This is a genomic window from Pseudoalteromonas sp. APC 3355 (assembly GCF_030407615.1).
GTDB classification, from domain to species: Bacteria; Pseudomonadota; Gammaproteobacteria; order Enterobacterales; family Alteromonadaceae; genus Pseudoalteromonas; species Pseudoalteromonas distincta.
In genome coordinates, this window is record NZ_JASDDB010000014.1 from 44,222 (window position 1) to 63,203 (window position 18,982).

Sequence of the window (18,982 nt, forward strand, 5' to 3'; positions counted from 1 at the left end):
AATATTTAAATAGATTTAACTCAATAAGGTGCTTTTTAAGAAAGCACCTTTTTTTGTGGCAAGTTAAAGCTAAACATAGTGCCTTTACCAATTTCACTTTGTACGTAAATTTCGCTATCCATCAGTTTTAATAACCCTCTGCAAATAGCCAATCCTAAACCACCTTGCTGGCGCCCTTCTTTATTAGAATTACTTGCTTGGTAGTGCGGATCAAAAATAGCATTCAGCTCATCTTCTTTTATACCTACGCCTGTGTCTGATACATGCACAAATAGTTGATTATCGTCACTGCGTTTTACATGTACTGCGATGCTGCCGCCGCGAGGGGTATGCCTAATTGCATTATCAATTAAGTTACTTAACACGCGCTCTAATTTAGCTATATCGGCAACCACAGGAAAATCACAAATCGCAGGTTCTACCGACAAACTAATGCCTTTTTTGTCAACGGCTAAACTAAATTTTGCCATGCAATCGTAAATGAGTTCACCTAAATTAAAGGTTTCTTTATTTATACTTATTTCGCCATTTTCTAAGTGAGCAAGTTCAAATATTTGCTCTATGAGTAGCTTTAATTGCCCACAATTATTAAGCGATACCTGTAAGTATTCTTGTTGTTCTTTTTGACTTAATTGCTCACCTGACTGATTTAAAACTTCTAAAAACCCCTGCAGTGAAGCAAGTGGGGTGCGTAGGTCGTGCGATAAGTGAGTCAGTAACTCTTTGCGTTGCTTATCGCCTTGCTCAAGTGCTTTAAACTGCTCGTTAATACGGGTAAGCATGGCTTGAATACTTCGCCCTAAACTATGAACTTCGTTACTTTTTTGTGTTGAGTAATTACTTAGCTTGGTGTCGGTAAGGCTGTAGTTAGCGGCTTCAATATTACTAACATCGCGGGCTAAGCGCTGAATTGGGTTGGTAAAAAAGCGTAGCAAAATTAGCATCGCAATAAATAAAAATGCGAGTGCAGAGCCAAGCCATAAAGCGGCCAGCCATAACTTATCATTATTTTTTACAGTGCTTAGTGAGGTATCGTAAGCCTCACCACCAATAATTACATATAAATAGCCTTGTAGCTTATCTTGATTAAATACTGGCGCGGCTGAAAATATTTTTTGTTGCTCTTTATTACGAGGATTATCACCATAAATAGGTGCAGCGCTTGGGTCGTTAATCAGCCTTTTTAAAGGCGTTAAACTAATATGCGTGCGTTTAACTTTACCCGGCTTTGCTGAGTAAGTAAGAATTTTTCCGGTTTCGTCTACAAAATAAAATTCAAACGCCGGACCTAATAACATTAAGGTATGAAAGAGGTTTTCAAGCGCTTTATAGTCGTACACCCCTTCTTTTATTAGTGGATTATCTTGTACTAAGTGCTCGGCAAGCGCCAAATGTAAATTTTGCTCAGCATGATGTTTTGAGGTGAGTTCTAATTGCTTGCTCCAGCCGTAAACTAGGGCGCAAATAAAGCAAAAAATCACGACTAGCGATATAGCTAATTTTTGATACAAAGATAATTTCATAATAGGTGTCTTAATTGAGTTGGCTAGGGTTTAGTTTGTAACCAACACCCCAAACTGTTTCGATGATAGGCGCTTGTTGGTGTTCTTCTAGCTTGGCACGTAAGCGGTTTATATGTGAATTAACCGTGTGCTCGTAACCACTGTGTTGGTAACCCCATACCTTATCGAGTAACTGCTGGCGGCTAAAAACATGATTAGGATGGCGTGCAAAGTAAACGAGTAAATCAAATTCGGTGGCGGTAAGGTTAAGGGCTTGTTTACCTAAATACACTTGGTGCGAACTAAATTCTATGTTGAGTGAGCCTACATTTAGTGTTTGTTCGCTATCAACGGGAGAGTTGTCGTTGTTTTGGCCAGCGAGTAGTTGTGCTCTGTGGCGTAATTGGGTTTTTACTCTGGCTTGTAATTCGCGTGCAAAAAAGGGTTTACAAATATAATCATCGGCGCCCATTTCAAGGCCAATAACTCTGTCCATATCGCTACTCAGCGCGGTGAGTAAAATAACGGAGGTAGTAGGGTAATGCTCTTTTATTTTTCGGCATAAGCTCAAACCATCCATTTGGGGTAAGTTTATATCGAGTAAAATAAGTCCGTAGGGATGCTTAGCTATTTTTTTTAAGGCTAGTTCTGCGCTCACAACATGATCAACATGTAAGTTAAGCGACGTTAGCTGCGTGGTAATTAACTTACCTATTTCTCTGTCATCTTCTACTACTAATATTTTTTCGTGACGCATGTATTACCTCGTAAAAAGGGGGGCATCCGTGCTCCCTTACTTCCCCATTACAAGCTGGAACGTTACTGCGTGCGCGTAATTACTATTTTCGATACTGGGTTATCAAACTTATGTTCAACACCAAGTGCTGATGTAGATAATCCATCTTGATTTGAAACAATGCCTGGATGCATCGTTATTATATCGGCTGTATCGTCACGTATTTCGTTAAACCCTTCACCGCTAGCGGCAGGACCTGGCACAGTTTCAGCTGTTTCTGTATTTGCTTCCGTACCCGCATCATAAGCAGTCGTAGTGCGTGATAACGAACCGCCAACTTCTAATGTTGATACATCTAAAGAACTAAGACCGGTAAAAGCATCATTTGTATTCCCAAGCATGGCAGCAAATGACAAATTAAGCGTTTCTTGCTCTTCAACAGTAATGATCACTGTGGTGGTTTCACCAGGGCCAATAGCGCCTTCAGCTGAAACTGCAGCAAGTGCACTTTCGTAGCTGAGGTATTCTTCATTTGCACCGCTTTCTGCAAGCATTTCTAAGCCCACAGAAGCTGTTGTACCGAAGGTCCAAGGTGCTTCATCTTCAAAAGCAATGACAGAGAGTGGTGACAAAGGCTGTCCTGCAGTTAAGTTACTAAAAGTAATAGTAAACTCACTGATCACAGGTTCTACAACAATTGGCTCAACAACGACCGGCTCTTCAACAACTGGGTCGTTATCATTATCGCTACACGCTGCAAGTGTGGTTGCAAGTGCAAGCACTAGTAGACTTTTTTTAAGGTTGTTAGCAGATGACATAATCATGCTCCTACTTAACTGTAACGGTTAATTGCGCTACTGGGTTTAACCATCTGTGTACTGTATTACTTAAATCGCTATTACCCGCTTCTAAATCGTCATCACCTAAGCTACCTGGGTGAATATGAATGTTAGTATTTGTATCACCACTTAATATACCTGTACCGCCAGTGCCAGCGTCGCCACCTGGAGCCGCAGGAATACCCGGAGTACCTGGTGCGCCAGAGCCTTCAACTACAAGCTCATTGTTTTGTTCTGTGCCTGCATCGTAAGCATTTAAATTAATTGTGTAAGTACCCGCTTCTGTTGGGATTTTCCAGCTGTTTAAGCCTACAAAGCCATCATTAGTTGGTAGCATCATTGCAGTTAAAGATAGGTACTCGTTACCGTCGGTAGTGGTAAGTGTTGCCGTTGTAGATGCGGCTGGTGCAAGTAAACCTTCAGCTGGATTTGCAGCCATATCACTGCCCGCTGCAGTTGCTTGTGCAACTAGCTCTGCAATATTGCCGCCTTCAGCCATTGTTTGTAGTGCTGTAGATGCCTCTGTTGCTACTTCAAACAGTGTGTCTTCGCTGTTGTGTGCTGTAATTAACAGTGGAGTAAAGTGAATACCTTTGGTTAGGTTAGTTACTTTTAGGTCTAATTCTGCGGCCATAGTCGATTGGCTAGCTGCCGCTAAAAGAATTGCGATTGTTAATGTAGAAGTTTTCATTATTATTTCCTGTAAGTGATGATTCGAGTTAAGTATTGAATAATCGTCTCCAGAAACTCTCACAAACTTATCACTTTTTTATCACAAGATTTCACGCTGTGATTTTTAAACATAAATACGTTGGTTGATTTGTAGACATTTGTTTAGTTAAGAGGCAACATACATAAAACAAAAAGGAGAGTGTTATGGAAGAAAATCAACAGGTTGAACCAGTTAATAAAGATGACCGTACGTGGGCTATGTTATGCCATTTAAGTGCGCTTGCTGGGTTTGTTGTGCCGTTTGGCTCAATAATTGGGCCATTAATTGTGTGGTTAATTAAAAGAGATGAAATGCCAGTTGTTGACGTGCACGGTAAAAAGGCGCTTAACTTTCAAATAACGATGGCAATTGCATATGTAGTTTGTTTTGTACTGATGTTTGTAGCTGTCGGCTTAATATTACTACCTATAGTGGCAATTTTTGGGTTTGTAATGGTTGTAATGGCAAGTATTAAAGCTAATGAAGGTAAAGAGTTTAATTACCCGTTTAGTTTAAATTTGATAAAATAAACACACAGTTTATTTTTATACCAATTGCATTAAATTAGTGATCTATTATAGCGATAAGAAAATAGCTCAATAACAAGGCTAAAATTATGATACATAGTTGTTCTATATAAATAATTTTTAACGTAGTTAGTGAGTTATTTGATACGCTAGAATGCTCATGTTTTTAATAAAATTGGTATTATAAACCCAGCTATAGGCTGGGTTTTTACGTTTAGCCATAAGGGCATTATGCTTTATCTCACGTTATTTATTAGCGCATTTATATCTGCGACATTACTGCCTAGCTCTTCTGAGGTGATAATGGTGGGAATGATTACTCAAGGTAAAGTTAATTTATGGCTTATGTGGTGCGTAGCAACAGTTGGAAATGTGTTAGGGAGCTGTGTTAATTATTGGTTAGGCACGCAGGTACTGCGTTTTAAAGATAAAAAATGGTTTCCTGTATCGCAAAAAGGGCTTGATAGCGCACAAAAGCAATTTAATAAATACGGTGTGTATAGTTTGTTGTTTGCTTGGCTGCCAGTAGTAGGCGATCCGCTAACTGTAATTGGGGGGATATTTAAAGTACGCTTTAGTATGTTTTTATTACTAGTAACACTAGGCAAAGGCGCTCGCTATTTAGCGGTTATCGCCCTTGCCGTAGGATTCGAAAAGCTTTTTTAAATAAGTTTTTAAGTGCTTATTTAGCCCAATCAAGCGTTAACGACACTGAGTCTGCAAAACGCAGTGCATGTGGTTTATCAACACGTGCTTTAGCGTAATGAACGCTTGGGTGTGCGTGACAAACGGCAAGAATTTCAGCAACTAATTTTTCGAGCAGTAAAAAGTGCCCTTGCTCTACTAAGCTAATAACTTCTTTGGTGATCACTTTATAATTAAGTGCTTGGTCAACTTCATCCGTTTTACACGCGTCATCAGCAGGGTAGTGAATCTCTAGATTGATCACTACATCTTGCTTTTTTTCACGCTCATCGGGGTTAAAGCCAATAAACGTACGCAGGCGTAAATTAGTAACGTTAATGATTGCATTAGCCATAGGGTTAACCTTTTATAAGCTGCAAAAATTCGTTACGTGTTTTAGGATCGCTTCTAAAGTTACCTAACATTACTGATGTACGCATGCTTGAATTTTGCTTTTCTACACCACGCATCATCATACACATGTGTTTTGCCTCAACAATAACGCCTACGCCCTTAGCGCCAGTAACTTCTTCAACTGCTTTAGCGATTTGATGCGTTAACTGTTCTTGAATTTGAAAACGGCGTGAAAACATATCAACAATACGGGCAAATTTAGACAAGCCTAATACTTTACCGTTTGGTATATAAGCAATATGGCAACGGCCAATAAAAGGCAGTAAATGATGCTCACACATAGAGTAGAGCTCTATGTCTTGTACTAACACCATGTCGTCAGCGTCAGATGTAAATACCGCTTTATTAGTTATTTCATCAAGCGTTTGACGATACCCTTGCGTTAAATATTCCATTGCTTTTGCAGCACGTTTTGGCGTATCAAGTAAGCCTTCGCGGTTAGCATCTTCGCCTACAGCGGTGATGATTTTTTCATAACTTTCTTTTAATTCATTGTGCATAAATATCTCAGTTTATTTATATTTACTTTAAATGACGACCGCCATCAATAGGCAAAGAGCGCCCTGTGATGTAGTGGCTTTGTAATAGTAAATCAATGCTATTGATAATTTCTTGGCATCCGGGTTCAATGCCCATTAATGATTTTTTAAGGGTCTTAGCTCGATATTGCTCATCGTCATGTTCATTAAAAATAATGAGCGATGGAGCAACCGAGTTCACTTTTATATTTGGCGCATATTTAGCGCTAAACGATTTGGTTAGGTTGTCGAGTGCTGCTTTACTTGCTGCATAAGCTAAGTGTTTAGGACTGCCTGTTTCAACTACATAATCAGTAAGATGTATTATATCGGCAGGTACTTTTTCATTTTGCTGATAGTTTAAAAGCAGCTCTGCGCACATTAAATTAATTAAATACGGTGTTTTGGCATGTATACGCATCATATTATCAAACAGTGCTGCAAAGTCAGGGTTGTTAGCTTCGCAGTCCCAGCTTGATGCGTTATGAACAACAGCGCGCAGCGATGTTGTATGCTCTTTAAGCGTATTTATAAATGCACTAATACCTTCATCGGTACTAAAATCGGCATAAATACATACAGCGCCTTGTTGCTCTAATTTATCAACAGCGGCGTGACGAGTACGATACGTGATAATAATACTCTGCCCTTGGGCTATATAATGCTGAGCGAGTGCTAAACCAATACGTTGGCCTGCGCCGGTAATTAAAATGGGCGATGTCATATAAGGCAGTGTTCTCTTTGGCGGGTAGTTATACCAATATAATTAAAAATATCATCGCTCTATCGCTATTTCATAGGGCTATAATAGCTCACTAATTTAATGCAATTGGTATTATAAAATTCAAAGCGTTAATTTATTAAAATATACGCAGCTTCTTAATCTGTCGATCAAAAAAGCAATTAATCCTCAAAGGCATTAATTGCTTTATTTTAGCTACTAAACCTTAATCGTAAATTGTCGGAATTGGTTGACGCTTATGTTGTGTACGCGTGTAAATGCTTACAAGCTTTTGTTCAACATCATTAGACACAGGTTTACCTTCTAAAAAGTCATCAATTTGCTCATAGCTCAAACCAAGTGCTTCTTCGTCTGTTAAACCTGGGCGGTCACTTTCTAAATCAGCTGTAGGTGCTTTATCTACCAATAAAGCTGGCGCACCTAGTGCAGTAGCAAGTGCACGAACTTGGCGTTTTGATAAACCAAACAGAGGGGCTAAATCGCAAGCGCCGTCACCAAATTTAGTATAAAAACCAGTAATGTTTTCAGCACTATGATCGGTACCCACTACTAAGCCTTGGCAAAAACCTGCAATTTCGTACTGAGCAACCATACGTTGACGCGCTTTAACATTACCTTTAATAAAATCTATTTGAGCTTGCTCAGGCAGTGCTTCACCACAGCCAACTACGGCAGCTATCGCTTGCTCATGCAATGCATCAGCCGCAGGTTGTACGTTTACGGTCATACGTTTACTTGGCTGAATAAAATCAACCGCCATTTGTGCTTCATCTTCGTCAGCTTGTACACCATAAGGTAGGCGCACTGCAATAAACTGATACTTGTCAGTATCGTGTTCTTTATTTAGCTCGTTTACAGCAAGTTGACATAAGCGGCCGCAGGTTGATGAGTCAACACCACCGCTAATGCCCAGTACTAACGAGCGTGAATGAGCTGCTACCAAACGTGTTTTAATAAAATTAACTCGGCGAGTTATCTCAGCATTTACATCAATCGTTGGCTGAACCTTCATTTCAGCCATAATTTCGGCGCGCATTGCCAGCTCCTTATAAAATTTAATATGTGATACGCAATAAACTTATTATGTGATTTAGTCTTAGTTAATTAAAGTTTTAAATGAGCTTTTATTTGGCGAAGCTCTGCTTTTAATTTTTCTACTTCTTCAAGTAAATCGCTTAATTCTTTGTCTTTAATTACTTCGCTTGGTAGAGCAACAAAGGCATCGGCGGGATTATTTTGTTGTTCGCCAAATAAATGAATATATCGGCTGTCACGCTTACCAGCTTCACGCTCTAGCTTTGTGACGTACTCGCTTTCAATCAGTTTATTGAGCGCTGCCTCTACTTCATTTACGTTATTAAAATCAGCAAGCCTAGCACTGCGGGTTCTTAATTCACCAGGGGTTTGAGCACCACGCAAAAGTAATAAACAAACAATGGCACGCTGCTGAGCAGAAAATTGCAGATTACTAAATTCAGTGTTGCAAAAGCGGTGATCGTATTTATTTACGCGACCCGAAAGACCTTCATCTATTGTGACCAAACGCATTTCTATTAGTTCATCAAGTGCGTTTTGCACGTCTTCATCTGTAAGACTTAACACAGGATCGCGATTAGACTTTTGGTTACATGCGTTCACGAGAGCGTTTAACGATAGAGGATAATGCTCTGGCGTTGTGCTTTGTTTTTCTAATAGGCAACCAAGAATACGTTGTTGATTTGTTGATAACTGCATAAATAATCTCAAATTAGTAAGCGTATTTTATTAGCTTACACCTTTATTGAATGCCAAGCCATTGTTGAAGCTTTGGTTGTAATGCAGCTAAATCGAGAGGCTTACTTAAATAGTCGTTCATGCCTGCGGCTAGGCATTTTTCTTTATCGCCCTGCATGGCATTGGCTGTTAGCGCAATAATAGTAATATTTTCATTATCTTTACCTGCATCACCTTCTCTAATGGCTTTAGTGGCTTGGTAGCCATCCATTTCGGGCATTTGGCAATCCATTAAAACTAGCTTATATGGTTTACCTTGTTTTGCATTAAGCTTTACAATTGCCTCAAGCCCATTTTCGGCAATATCAAAAGTAACACCCGCCTGCTTTAATAGCGCAGAGGCAACCACTTGGTTTATTTTATTGTCTTCAACAAGCAATAGTTGTGGTTCTGATGAATCGAGTACTGGCGCTTTAGTTAGCTTGTTTTGCAGTTGTGCTTGTTGCTGCTGTTGTTCAATGTATTTATCGTTTGTGAGTGAGTCAAACAAATCAGACGGTGTGAGAGGTTTGAAAATCATACAGTCGACCTCCATACCTACTTTAGACTCCTCTGGTGAATAACTCATTGGCGCCATAATAACTAACTTACAACTATGCATATTTATAAAGTTTTTGAGCGCGGTGATATGCGTTTGTGGGGCTTTTTCAAAAAAGTAGTAATCAACTAAAATAGCACCAGGGTGGGTGGTTACATTACTTAAGTAATCATCAACCTCAAGATAGTTATGTATACAATTAACTTTTGCACCCCAAACAGTGAGCTGCTTATTAGCGGTGTTAGCATTTAACGAGCACTCATCAATAATTAAAATATGTTTGTTTTTAATTAAATGACTCGGTAAATCTTGTTCTTTACTTAAGCGCGGTTGTATTTGTACTGTGAAAGAAAATGTACTTCCTTCACCTTGCATACTGTTTACACTCACTTCACCGTTCATCAGTTCGCACAATTGTTTTACTATGGCAAGGCCAAGCCCTGTGCCCCCAAATTGGCGTGTTGTTGAAGCATCGGCTTGTGTGAATGAGTCAAATAACGACGCTTGTTTTTTAGGGTCAATACCAATACCAGTATCAATAATCGAACACTGTAGGAACGAGCCATCCGTTGTTTCATCTATTCTGGCAGTAATGACTACTTCGCCATCAATAGTAAATTTAACCGCGTTGCCAATTAAGTTATTTAAAATTTGGCGCAAGCGGTTAGGATCACTAATTATCTCGCTAACAGTTATTTGAGTAGCATCTAGAATAAGTTTTGTATTGTTTTGTTCTACCTTTAAAGCAAAGGATTCCACCACTTCGCCTAATAACCGAGGTAAATTAAATTGCACGTTTTCTATATCGAGCTTACCGGCTTCAATTTTAGAAAAGTCTAATATGTCATTAATTATATTAAGCAAAGATTGAGCTGATGATTGAGCAAGTTCAATATGATGTTTTTGCTGTAGGTCCAATTGAGTTTGCTTAATTATGTTAAGCATACCTAAAACACCGTTCATTGGGGTGCGAATTTCGTGGCTCATACTCGCTAAAAATTCACTTTTAGCTTCAACAGCTTGTTCGGCGGTTTCTTTGGCAGAAACTAGTTTTTGTTCGGTTTCAATTCGCTGTTGGCTTGAGTGCAAGCTGCCTATTAACGCAGCAACGGCAATTAAAAAGCTTTCTTCGTTTTTAGACCAGTAGCGTTTTGATTGGCATTGCTCTGCGCAAACGACTCCTATAGCGCCACTTCCTGCAGGGATTATTACGCACAGCATGGATTTAATCTCGAGAGTCATTAAATACTGTTCTTTAATTGGCTCGAGTATTGGGTGTTCTTGGGCGTCAGGCACATTAAATACAGGCTGGTGATCTATTGCATTAAAAAAGCCGGGAAGATTTTTTCTTAGCCAAATAGAGTCAATTTTATCACTAGACGAATGTTTACTATGTATGGCAAAAGGGCTTAGTTGGGATTTGTCTTCATTAAAAAACCAAATACTAGCACGTTTAATATCAAATGCTTGGCAGATTGCTTTAGTAATAATATCTTTTGATTGGCTCAGTTGCCCAGTTAATATTAATTTATTAACGGTAAGGGAAGCTAAAATTTCGTTGTGTAATGCTGTTTTATTATTTTCTAATTCAATCTTTTTACGGGTATCAATATTCTGTAATGAGCCAAAAATACGTGTGCATCGTCCATTTTTTCGTTCTGCTTCACCATGAACGAGTACCCAAACAGATTCACCTTCTTCATCCATTACTTCTAATTCAACTTCGTAGCTTTCACCATATTTTATAGCTCGTTCAATTAAAGGTTTAATTGTTTCTCTGCTAGTGCCTTTTTTAAAGTAATTTAAATCTTTAGGCCATTCTGGTTGGCTATTTAATGGGTATTTAAATAGTTTTTTGGTCATATCGGACCAATACACTTGTTTCGTTTCTAAATTAAATGACCATGCGCCTATTTGGGCTAGATCACTCATTGCCTCAAGCATTTTTTCGTTTTGTTGCTGACGATTAAGCATTTTCAAAAAGAATAAAAAGGCCCAAATTAATAACCCGCAAATAATTATAATTGATAGCCTAAGTGGCCATACAGCTGAATTTGGTGGGCTCCAACCTATTTTAGGTGCTACGTAAAGTTGCCAATTGCCACCTTGAAAGCTTAACGTAAACTCAAGGGGGTCTTGCTCTATTATGTTTTGATTACCGTAAAAAAACTCCCCTTTGCTGCCAAGTCCATGCCTGCCTTGTAAAGCGACGTTGTATTCTTTTTCTAGCTCATAAATACCTGAATTTTCATAGACTTTGTCAATGTTGAGAACAACTGAAAGTAATCCCCAAAAGCGATTATCTGGCGGTATGTAAACAGGAACGCGGGCTATAAGTGCTATGTCACCTTGGATTAATTTTAATGGGCCAGCCATTACAATGGTATTTGTATCGCGAGCTCTAATAGCATCAGCGCGTTGGTTTTTTTCTTCTAAAAAGTTTAAACCGAGTGCTTTTTCATTACCTTTTAAGGGGTAAGTCATACGAATTACCATATCGGGAGCGCCACCAATATTGCGAAGCTCATTTGAGGTTTTAAATAGTGGTTGGGCAATTTGTTCAAATTGTGTTTGCTGTAAATCAGGCTGCGCCGCTACGGCAACACCTAAACCTCGAACTAGTTGGATATTAGAAACTAAAATAGATTCTAATTGAGCTCGATATGTACTTACTTCAGAAAGAATTTGTAGGCGATGAGCATCTTTAACACGATTGTAGTTAATACGATCAAGAACGATACCAACTAGTACAGTTAGCGTAAGCGATAACCAAAAGGTCAACTTAAAGTTATGAACGTTCGTTTTTTTATTGTTAGTAGATGGTGGCATTAGCTACATCGTGGCGTTAATTTAGGCAAATTAACTATAGCTAATTTATTACACAAATGAAAACGGCGCATTAACAAATGCGCCGTTTATTTTTTATAATTAGTAGTTTAGCGAGTTACGAGTCGCTAACTTCACGCGCCCAGTGATTTTGCTTTGCTACATGTAGCTTGCGGTAACCATCAAGTAGCGCCGCATGCTTTTTAAAGCCTTCAAGCGATAAACCAGGGAAAGTTAAACCGTTAAACTGCTTTTTACCTTCGGCAATTTCTATAGCCAGCGCTACATTATTAGCACCAAACATTAAGCCTAGTGCATCTTGGTAATCTGCGTATTCGCGCTCGTCAACGTATTTAATTTCAAGAACTGCTTTTAAACAGCGGAAGTGGCGCATTGCCTCTTCATTTACTTGGCCAGTATGAAGTATCCAATCAACCCAATCAATGGCTTCTTCGCTGCCTGCAGCTAAACATAGGTGCGCTTTAAGCTCACCTATGCGCAGTGTGTGCCATGGTGTGTCGGCATCGGTTGCAAGGCCAATAAATTCTGCGGCGCGGATAATATCGCTGTGGCCTGCTTCTTCAAGGCTGTCGTAAATTTCCATCCATTGCTCTGCATCGTACTGATCAAGCGATAGGAATGTTTCGCGGAATTTAGCGCCTTCGTTGTTGTTACGCCAAATAAGCTCATCAACAGGGTAAATGTCAGACATGCCAGGTACTAAAATACGACACGCGTATACGTTTAGGTGCGTGTAATCCATGATGTAGATATCATGATCCATGCTATGAATTAGGTCAGTACAGAAGTTATATTCTTCTTCAGTTGTTCCGCTAAAGTCCCAGTGTACAAATTCAAAATCAGGTTTTGCACGGAAAAAATCATGCGAAATCAAACCGCTTGAATCAATAAAGTGCAGTTCAATGTTCTCTGGTGTTGCTACTTCATCGTTATCAAATGTTGCAGGTTGGAATACATCTAGCTGATCAAGACGACGACCTTGTAGTAACTCAGTCACGGTACGTTCAAGCGCAACTTCAAATGAAGGGTGAGCACCAAAAGAAGCAAATACAGAACCATCAGTTGGGTTAATAAGCGTTACGCTCATTACAGGGTATTTGCCCCCAAGTGATGCATCGGCAATACGTAAATGAAAGCCATGGCTGCGAAGTTCTTCACACGCTTCGTGAATTTTAGGGTATTGCTTAACAACATCTTCAGGCACGATTGGTAAACAAATACCTTCGGCGATGATGCGGTTTTTAATAGCACGTTCAAATACTTCTGATAAACCTTGTACGCGAGCTTCAAACTTGGTGTTACCTGCGCTCATACCGTTAGATACAAAAATATTACCGATAACGTTTACCGGAATGTATACGTCTTGGTTATCGCGTTGGCGTGTGTATGGCAGGGTACAAATACCACGATCGATATTGCCTGAGTTAAAATCAAAAAGGTGTGATGCGTTTAGTTCGCGCTCTGGGTCAAAGTAATCCCATAAGCTTTCATCCATAATGCCCTCTGGCACTTCATCGCCTTCAACTTTAAACCATTTTTCGCTTGGGTAATGAGTAAACTCGCCATTAGCAAATTCTTCACCTAGATAAAAGTCTGCAAAAAAGTAGTTACAGCTTAAACGTTCAAAGTATTCACCTAGTGCTGAAGCAATAGATGCTTTGTCGGTTGCGCCTTTACCATTGGTAAACATAACACCGCAGTCGCTGTCTTTTATATGAACCGAATAACAGTTAGCTACAGGGTTAAGCCAAAGCGCTTCTTCAACATTAATGTTTAGGGCTTTAAGCTTGTTTTGCATGGTAGAGATTGACGATTCTAGGTCGCGGTCTTTACCTTTGATAAATGTTTTTTCAGTCATATTGATCTCAACTAGTTCTGCACGATGTGTGGAGCTGACATTATCGTGGATTTTGATGTTTATTTCACCCTTTGCGAGCAAGAACATTATTATTTAATAAAACTGTGGTTATTATATGTGCTTAACGCTTGGTCAAAACGTGCAAAGGAAACGGTGATGTTTAAAGTAATCAAACGCTTGTTGTTATTAATTGTGATATTAGGGCTGGCAAGTACCGCTGTTGTTTATGGGGTACTTAGTTTAAGTTTGCCCGCTCTTGATGGAAACGGACGCAGTAACGCGGTAGTAGAGCCTGTAAAAATTTCGCGCGATGCACTAGGGCAAGCAGTAATAAACGCCAATAGCCGAAACGACGCTGCCTATGGTTTAGGTTATGCGCATGGGCAAGACCGATTTTTTCAAATGGATTTACTCAGGCGTAATGCCGCAGGTGAGTTAAGTGAATTATTTGGTGAAGTTGCGCTGGGGCTCGATAAAAAAATGCGTTTTCATCAATTACGTAAACGCAGCCAAATTATTTTACAAACCCTGCCAGAGGCAGATAAGCAATTACTTAAAAGTTACGCTCAAGGTGTAAACGAAGGTTTAGCGCAAGTGGGGTATTCAAGCTTTGAATATTTACTAACAGGTGCAGCGCAAAAGCCATGGCAAAGTGAAGACAGCCTACTTGTGATATTTAGCATGTACCTTGATTTACAAAGCGCCACATTTGAGCGCGACCAAGCACTTATTCAAATTGAGCAAGCGTACACAAAGCAAATGGTTGATTTTTTAACGCAACCGAGTAAGTACCAAGCCGCGCTTGATGGCAGCAAATTAGCGCCTTATAGCGACGGCATACCTACCTTTCCAACTCAAACAAAGCATATAGTTAAAAGTATTGAAGCCAACCAAGAGCGCGGCAGTAATAACTGGGCTGTTACAGGGGCGCTTACTAAAACAGAGGCTGGTATGGTGTCGGATGATATGCATTTATCGATGGCAGTACCTGTAATTTGGTACAGGGCACAATTAAATTACATGCACAGTGGTGAGCAGACTCAGGTAACCGGTGTATCGCTGCCCGGCGCACCTGCCATTGTTGTTGGCACTAACAACAATGTTGCATGGGGATTTACTAACGGTTATTTAGATACAGCCGATTGGATTGCATTAAACGATGATAGTAAAACATGGCAAGTAGATGAATCGATTGCATTACCCGATGGGGAGGTTGAAAACTATTCATTAATACTCAGTGAATACGGACCTGTAAAATATATTAACGAAAAACCTTATGCGTTGAGCTGGGCAGCCCATCAGCCTTATGCCGTTAATATGCAGTTATTAAAATTAGAGCAAGCCAAAACGGTAGATGATGCACTTGCTGTAGCAAGCGATGTGGGCATTCCGGTGCAAAATCTTATGGTGGTAGACAGCCTTGGTAGCGCAGCGTGGAAAAACATGGGCGGTATACCGGCTCGTAAAGCGCCAAGTGAGCTTGGCGTAAATGCCGATGACTACTCAGCGCTTTGGCAGCAAAATGAATTACAACGCCCTTTTATTAAAAACCCGCAAAGCGGTCGATTATGGACTGGTAATTCTCGCGTGGTATCGGCTGAGGATGACGCGCGTTTTGGTAATGGTGGTTATGCACTCGGCGCACGTTCGAGTCAAATTCGCGATAGATTATTTGAAAAACAAACATTTGCTGAGAGCGACTTTTACGCATTACAACTTGATAACCAAGCTCGCTTTTTAATGCCTTGGCATGCTCTGCTATTAAAGCAATTAAAAGCCGACACAACTAAAAATCAGCAATATATAACAGCGCTTGAAAACTGGCAGCAATGTGCGTGTTCAACCTCCACAGGGTATACCTTAGTTAAGCGCTACCGCGATGCAGTGATTAATATTTTATTTAGTAATATGGAAGATGAATTAAATAAACAACAAGGCACACTTAAATATGTAAAACGAGATTTAGAGCCCGCTGTTTGGCAGCTTATAAACAACAAGCCCGACACATGGATAAACCCACAATTTAAAAGCTGGGATGAGCAGTTACAAGGAGCATTTAGCCAAACTATTACTAAGCTTACAGAACAATTTGGTAATAACGTACAAAACTGGCAGTGGGGCAAGGTAAATGAGTTAGTGATAGAGCATCCATTTGCAAAGCAAATGCCGTTACTTGCTAAGTTATTAAATATGCCCACAGCAGCAGGTTTTGGAGATAGTTATATGCCCGCCGTACAAGGGCGTAGTTTTGGCGCATCACAGCGTTTTATTGCTCAACCAGGGCATTTAGAACATGCAATTTTAGCTATTCCCGGTGGGCAATCGGGGCACCCTCTTTCTGAATTTTACAGAGCGGGATTTAGTGATTACGTAGAAGGTAAACATACGCCTTTATTGCCTCAACAATTAATACATCAAATAGTAATAAAGCCGACACGATGAACTAAAGTATAGCTAAACACGTTCTATATAATTACCAATAAAACAACAGAGAACTAAAATGAAAAAAATACTACCCGCATTAATAACAGGTTTATTACTAAGCACTACAGCGCAAGCAGACGATGGCCCAGTAACAGCACAAAAATTAAGTGACCATGTATACGTACTATTTGGGCAAGGCGGTAATATTGCAGCAAGTGTAGGTGATGACGGCATTTATATTATTGATGATCAGTTTGCCAAACTCTCAGATGATATTAAAAAAACCATTAGCGATTTAAAACCAGGCAGTGCAGAGTTTGTTATTAATACTCACCATCATGGCGATCATACCGGTGGCAACGAGAACTTTGCTAAAGCGGGTGCGCACGTTATAGCGCACGACAATGTACACAAACGTTTAGAAGAGCAGCACGGCGAAGGGTCAGACTTTTTACCGCGCATTAGTTTTGGTCACGACTTAAAACTACATTTTAATAACGAACACGCCCATGTAGTGCATTACGAACATGCACACACCGATGGAGACTCCGTTATCTTTTTTAGTAACGACAACATAGTGCACATGGGCGACATCTACTTTAATTTTGGCAGCTTACCGTTTGTTGATGTAGATAGCGGCGGCAGCGTTGATGGTATTTTAGCGGCGGTAAACGATGTAGTTAATCAAATTGACGACAACACTAAAGTAATACCAGGACACGGCAAGGTAAGTGACCGTTCAGGACTGATAGCGTATGGTAAGCTAGTTCAAAACGCGAAAGACTTAATGCTAAAAGCAATGCAAAATAATGCAAGCTTAGAGCAAGTACTTAAAGCCGATCCATTGGCTGAGCTGAATCTTGAATACGCAGGCTGGTTACCAAAAGAGAAAGTAACCACACTTTTTTATCGTAGCTTAAAGTAGTACGCGTAACGTAAAAAACATGATACAAAGCTGAGTGTACTTTAACGTACATTCGGCTTTTATTTTCTTATGCCCAAAGGAGTTGTGTATGTCGGCAGAAAAAACCCATCTTGAAATTTGTAACTTAACCAGAGAGCAATATCCGCAAATTAAAACCTTGATGGATCAAGCGTATCCCGACTTAGGCGGTGCGTGGCCAAGTCATACCATTTTTAGATTAATAGACCAGTTTCCTGAAGGGCAAATAGGTATTGTGGATGACGGCGTGCTGGTGGGCTTAGCATTAAGCGTACAGGTTGATTACACGCGTTTTTCAAACCCGCATACATACGAAGATATTGCAGACGGTCACGACCGTGTATTTAGCGATACCGACGGCGATGCGCTATACGGCTTAGATGTTGCTATTAGCGAAAGTCACAGAGGCATGCGTTTAGGTCGTCGCCTTTATGATGCCCGTAAAGAATTGTGCCGCCAATATAACTTACGCGCTATTTTAGCTGGTGGGCGTATTCCGCGTTATTACAATCACAGCAGTGAAATGACGCCAATGGAATACATTGCAAAAGTAGATCAAAAAGAATTATACGATCCTATTTTGAGCTTTCAGTTATCTAACGATTTTCAGGTAAAACGCTTACTTAAAAAGTATTTACCGGAGGATCAAGAATCAGTTGGTTACGCCACTTTACTTGAGTGGAATAACATCATGTATGAGCCAACCGACACGGTACTTGAGTCAACTAAATCAATCGTGCGAGTAGGTGCTGTGCAATGGCAAATGCGTTGTGTTGAATCGGTTGAAGAAATGCTAAAGCAGGTTGAATACTTTGTAGATACCGTATCTGACTACAAAAGTGACTTCATATTATTCCCTGAATTTTTTAATGCGCCACTAATGGGCTTAGGAAATCAAAGTAATCAAACAGAAGCGATTCGCTATTTAGCGGAATATACCGAAACGTTTAAAAACGCCATGTCGCGTATGGCAATAGAATACAACGCTAATATTATTACCGGCTCTATGCCACTTGCCGAAGATGATAAAATTTATAACGTAAGTTACCTATGCCATCGTAGCGGTAAAATAGACGAGCAACGTAAAATACACATAACCCCGCATGAGCAAAACGATTGGGTTATTCAAGGCGGCGATAAAATTGCCGTGTTTGATACCGATGCCGGTCGTGTAGGTATTCAAATTTGTTACGATGTAGAGTTTCCTGAGCTTTCACGCATATTGGCCAAACAAGGGTTAGATATTCTGTTTGTGCCATTTTGGACTGATACTAAAAACAGTTATTTACGTGTACGCCACTGTGCACAAGCGCGTGCAATAGAAAACGAATGTTATGTGGTTATTGCAGGTTCAGTAGGTAATTTACCAGAGGTAGAAAGTCTTGATGTGCAGTACTCACAATCGGCGGTATTAACGCCATCGGACTTTTCGTTCCCGCACGATGCAACACTTAATGAAGCCACACCAAACACCGAAATGCTGCTATTTAGTGACCTTGATATGGATAAGCTTAAAATCCTTCATAGCGAAGGCACAGTGCGTAATTTAAAAGATCGCCGCGAAGATTTATACGAAGTGATTGTTAAAAAGAGAGACGTTTAATGGCGTGGGTGTACTTAATTATTGCTGGGTTACTTGAAATTGGCTGGCCGATTGGCTTAAAAATTTCGCAAAACGCTGATACACGCTGGCAAGGCATAGCAATAGCGGTGGTATTTTTAGTCGCTAGTGGTTTTATGTTGTGGCTTGCACAAAGGCAAATATCAATGGGCACCTCATACGCGGTGTGGACAGGTATTGGCGCTGCGGGTACGTTTTTAGTAGGTATATTGTTTTATAACGATGCAGCTACATTTGGTCGTATTGCAGGAGTATTAATGATTATTAGCGGTGTGATAACACTTAAAATAAGCTCTTAATTGGT

General features: G+C 40.0%; 17 protein-coding genes. 6 read left to right on the top strand and 11 right to left on the bottom strand.

The window, feature by feature from the left end; all coding sequences use genetic code 11:
• Positions 1-35: 35 nt before the first annotated feature.
• The 4 genes from QMA08_RS16645 to QMA08_RS16660 all read right to left on the bottom strand — a co-directional run bounded on the left by QMA08_RS16645 (position 36) and on the right by QMA08_RS16660 (position 3,768).
• Entirely contained in the window at positions 36-1,523 is a 1,488-nt protein-coding gene (locus QMA08_RS16645) for a HAMP domain-containing sensor histidine kinase (protein ID WP_033021861.1), read from the bottom strand.
• A gap of 10 nt (positions 1,524-1,533) precedes the next feature.
• A complete protein-coding gene (locus QMA08_RS16650; RefSeq protein ID WP_166377902.1) occupies positions 1,534-2,259 on the bottom strand; it encodes a response regulator transcription factor in 726 nt (241 codons plus the stop codon).
• A gap of 62 nt (positions 2,260-2,321) precedes the next feature.
• The gene (locus QMA08_RS16655; protein WP_024607274.1) at positions 2,322-3,056 is read right to left on the bottom strand and encodes a spondin domain-containing protein; all 735 of its coding nucleotides are present in this window, start codon (positions 3,054-3,056) and stop codon (positions 2,322-2,324) included.
• A 10-nt stretch (positions 3,057-3,066) separates the two neighbouring features.
• On the bottom strand, positions 3,067-3,768 hold the full coding sequence (locus tag QMA08_RS16660) for a spondin domain-containing protein (protein WP_290174993.1): 702 nt from the start codon (positions 3,766-3,768) through the stop codon (positions 3,067-3,069).
• A 185-nt stretch (positions 3,769-3,953) separates the two neighbouring features.
• Between QMA08_RS16660 and QMA08_RS16665 the strand changes: the two genes are divergently transcribed.
• Both QMA08_RS16665 and QMA08_RS16670 read left to right on the top strand, forming a co-directional pair.
• Positions 3,954-4,319: a DUF4870 domain-containing protein gene (locus tag QMA08_RS16665; RefSeq protein WP_002962338.1), complete on the top strand. Its 366-nt coding sequence runs from the start codon at positions 3,954-3,956 to the stop codon at positions 4,317-4,319.
• 228 nt (positions 4,320-4,547) lie between these two features.
• The gene (locus QMA08_RS16670) at positions 4,548-4,982 is read left to right on the top strand and encodes a YqaA family protein (RefSeq protein ID WP_033021866.1); all 435 of its coding nucleotides are present in this window, start codon (positions 4,548-4,550) and stop codon (positions 4,980-4,982) included.
• Positions 4,983-4,998: 16 nt separating this feature from the next.
• Here QMA08_RS16670 and folX read toward each other — a convergent pair whose 3' ends face one another.
• The 7 genes from folX to ycaO all read right to left on the bottom strand — a co-directional run bounded on the left by folX (position 4,999) and on the right by ycaO (position 13,690).
• Entirely contained in the window at positions 4,999-5,355 is a 357-nt protein-coding gene (gene folX / locus QMA08_RS16675) for a dihydroneopterin triphosphate 2'-epimerase (protein ID WP_002962340.1), read from the bottom strand.
• Positions 5,356-5,359: 4 nt separating this feature from the next.
• On the bottom strand, positions 5,360-5,914 hold the full coding sequence (gene folE / locus QMA08_RS16680; protein WP_002962341.1) for a GTP cyclohydrolase I FolE: 555 nt from the start codon (positions 5,912-5,914) through the stop codon (positions 5,360-5,362).
• A gap of 22 nt (positions 5,915-5,936) precedes the next feature.
• The gene (gene folM, locus QMA08_RS16685) at positions 5,937-6,656 is read right to left on the bottom strand and encodes a dihydromonapterin reductase (protein ID WP_290174994.1); all 720 of its coding nucleotides are present in this window, start codon (positions 6,654-6,656) and stop codon (positions 5,937-5,939) included.
• Between the two features lie 223 nt (positions 6,657-6,879).
• Positions 6,880-7,710 carry an ammonia-dependent NAD(+) synthetase gene (gene nadE, locus QMA08_RS16690; protein WP_024589633.1) on the bottom strand — a complete coding sequence of 277 codons (831 nt, stop codon included), beginning with the start codon at positions 7,708-7,710 and terminating at the stop codon, positions 6,880-6,882.
• Between the two features lie 68 nt (positions 7,711-7,778).
• Positions 7,779-8,408, bottom strand: coding sequence for a YceH family protein (locus QMA08_RS16695; RefSeq protein WP_002962344.1), 630 nt, complete (start codon positions 8,406-8,408; stop codon positions 7,779-7,781).
• A gap of 43 nt (positions 8,409-8,451) precedes the next feature.
• On the bottom strand, positions 8,452-11,814 hold the full coding sequence (locus tag QMA08_RS16700) for an ATP-binding protein (protein ID WP_138489822.1): 3,363 nt from the start codon (positions 11,812-11,814) through the stop codon (positions 8,452-8,454).
• A gap of 115 nt (positions 11,815-11,929) precedes the next feature.
• Positions 11,930-13,690, bottom strand: coding sequence for a 30S ribosomal protein S12 methylthiotransferase accessory factor YcaO (ycaO, locus tag QMA08_RS16705; protein ID WP_290174995.1), 1,761 nt, complete (start codon positions 13,688-13,690; stop codon positions 11,930-11,932).
• Positions 13,691-13,846: 156 nt separating this feature from the next.
• Here ycaO and QMA08_RS16710 point away from each other — a divergent pair, with 156 nt between their 5' ends.
• From QMA08_RS16710 to QMA08_RS16725, 4 genes are all read left to right on the top strand, one after another.
• Positions 13,847-16,132 (top strand): penicillin acylase family protein, encoded by a 2,286-nt coding sequence (locus tag QMA08_RS16710; protein ID WP_290174996.1) that lies wholly within the window; start codon positions 13,847-13,849, stop codon positions 16,130-16,132.
• A gap of 58 nt (positions 16,133-16,190) precedes the next feature.
• Positions 16,191-17,039, top strand: a complete 849-nt coding sequence (locus tag QMA08_RS16715; RefSeq protein WP_278380217.1) for an MBL fold metallo-hydrolase — start codon at positions 16,191-16,193, stop codon at positions 17,037-17,039.
• Positions 17,040-17,127: 88 nt separating this feature from the next.
• Positions 17,128-18,660, top strand: coding sequence for a bifunctional GNAT family N-acetyltransferase/carbon-nitrogen hydrolase family protein (locus QMA08_RS16720; protein WP_024595458.1), 1,533 nt, complete (start codon positions 17,128-17,130; stop codon positions 18,658-18,660).
• Positions 18,660-18,977 carry a multidrug efflux SMR transporter gene (locus QMA08_RS16725; RefSeq protein WP_002962354.1) on the top strand — a complete coding sequence of 106 codons (318 nt, stop codon included), beginning with the start codon at positions 18,660-18,662 and terminating at the stop codon, positions 18,975-18,977. The genes QMA08_RS16720 and QMA08_RS16725 overlap by 1 nt, the downstream gene beginning before the upstream one ends.
• The last annotated feature ends 5 nt before the right edge of the window (positions 18,978-18,982 follow it).

Bases quoted from the DNA above. Each gene is read 5' to 3' on its own strand.
- QMA08_RS16645 (WP_033021861.1), bottom strand. From the start codon at position 1,523: ATGAAATTATCTTTGTATCAAAAATTAGCTATATCGCTAGTCGTGATT.
- QMA08_RS16650 (WP_166377902.1), bottom strand. From the start codon at position 2,259: ATGCGTCACGAAAAAATATTAGTAGTAGAAGATGACAGAGAAATAGGT.
- QMA08_RS16655 (WP_024607274.1), bottom strand. From the start codon at position 3,056: ATGTCATCTGCTAACAACCTTAAAAAAAGTCTACTAGTGCTTGCACTT.
- QMA08_RS16660 (WP_290174993.1), bottom strand. From the start codon at position 3,768: ATGAAAACTTCTACATTAACAATCGCAATTCTTTTAGCGGCAGCTAGC.
- QMA08_RS16665 (WP_002962338.1), top strand. From the start codon at position 3,954: ATGGAAGAAAATCAACAGGTTGAACCAGTTAATAAAGATGACCGTACG.
- QMA08_RS16670 (WP_033021866.1), top strand. From the start codon at position 4,548: ATGCTTTATCTCACGTTATTTATTAGCGCATTTATATCTGCGACATTA.
- folX (WP_002962340.1), bottom strand. From the start codon at position 5,355: ATGGCTAATGCAATCATTAACGTTACTAATTTACGCCTGCGTACGTTT.
- folE (WP_002962341.1), bottom strand. From the start codon at position 5,914: ATGCACAATGAATTAAAAGAAAGTTATGAAAAAATCATCACCGCTGTA.
- folM (WP_290174994.1), bottom strand. From the start codon at position 6,656: ATGACATCGCCCATTTTAATTACCGGCGCAGGCCAACGTATTGGTTTA.
- nadE (WP_024589633.1), bottom strand. From the start codon at position 7,710: ATGCGCGCCGAAATTATGGCTGAAATGAAGGTTCAGCCAACGATTGAT.
- QMA08_RS16695 (WP_002962344.1), bottom strand. From the start codon at position 8,408: ATGCAGTTATCAACAAATCAACAACGTATTCTTGGTTGCCTATTAGAA.
- QMA08_RS16700 (WP_138489822.1), bottom strand. From the start codon at position 11,814: ATGCCACCATCTACTAACAATAAAAAAACGAACGTTCATAACTTTAAG.
- ycaO (WP_290174995.1), bottom strand. From the start codon at position 13,690: ATGACTGAAAAAACATTTATCAAAGGTAAAGACCGCGACCTAGAATCG.
- QMA08_RS16710 (WP_290174996.1), top strand. From the start codon at position 13,847: ATGTTTAAAGTAATCAAACGCTTGTTGTTATTAATTGTGATATTAGGG.
- QMA08_RS16715 (WP_278380217.1), top strand. From the start codon at position 16,191: ATGAAAAAAATACTACCCGCATTAATAACAGGTTTATTACTAAGCACT.
- QMA08_RS16720 (WP_024595458.1), top strand. From the start codon at position 17,128: ATGTCGGCAGAAAAAACCCATCTTGAAATTTGTAACTTAACCAGAGAG.
- QMA08_RS16725 (WP_002962354.1), top strand. From the start codon at position 18,660: ATGGCGTGGGTGTACTTAATTATTGCTGGGTTACTTGAAATTGGCTGG.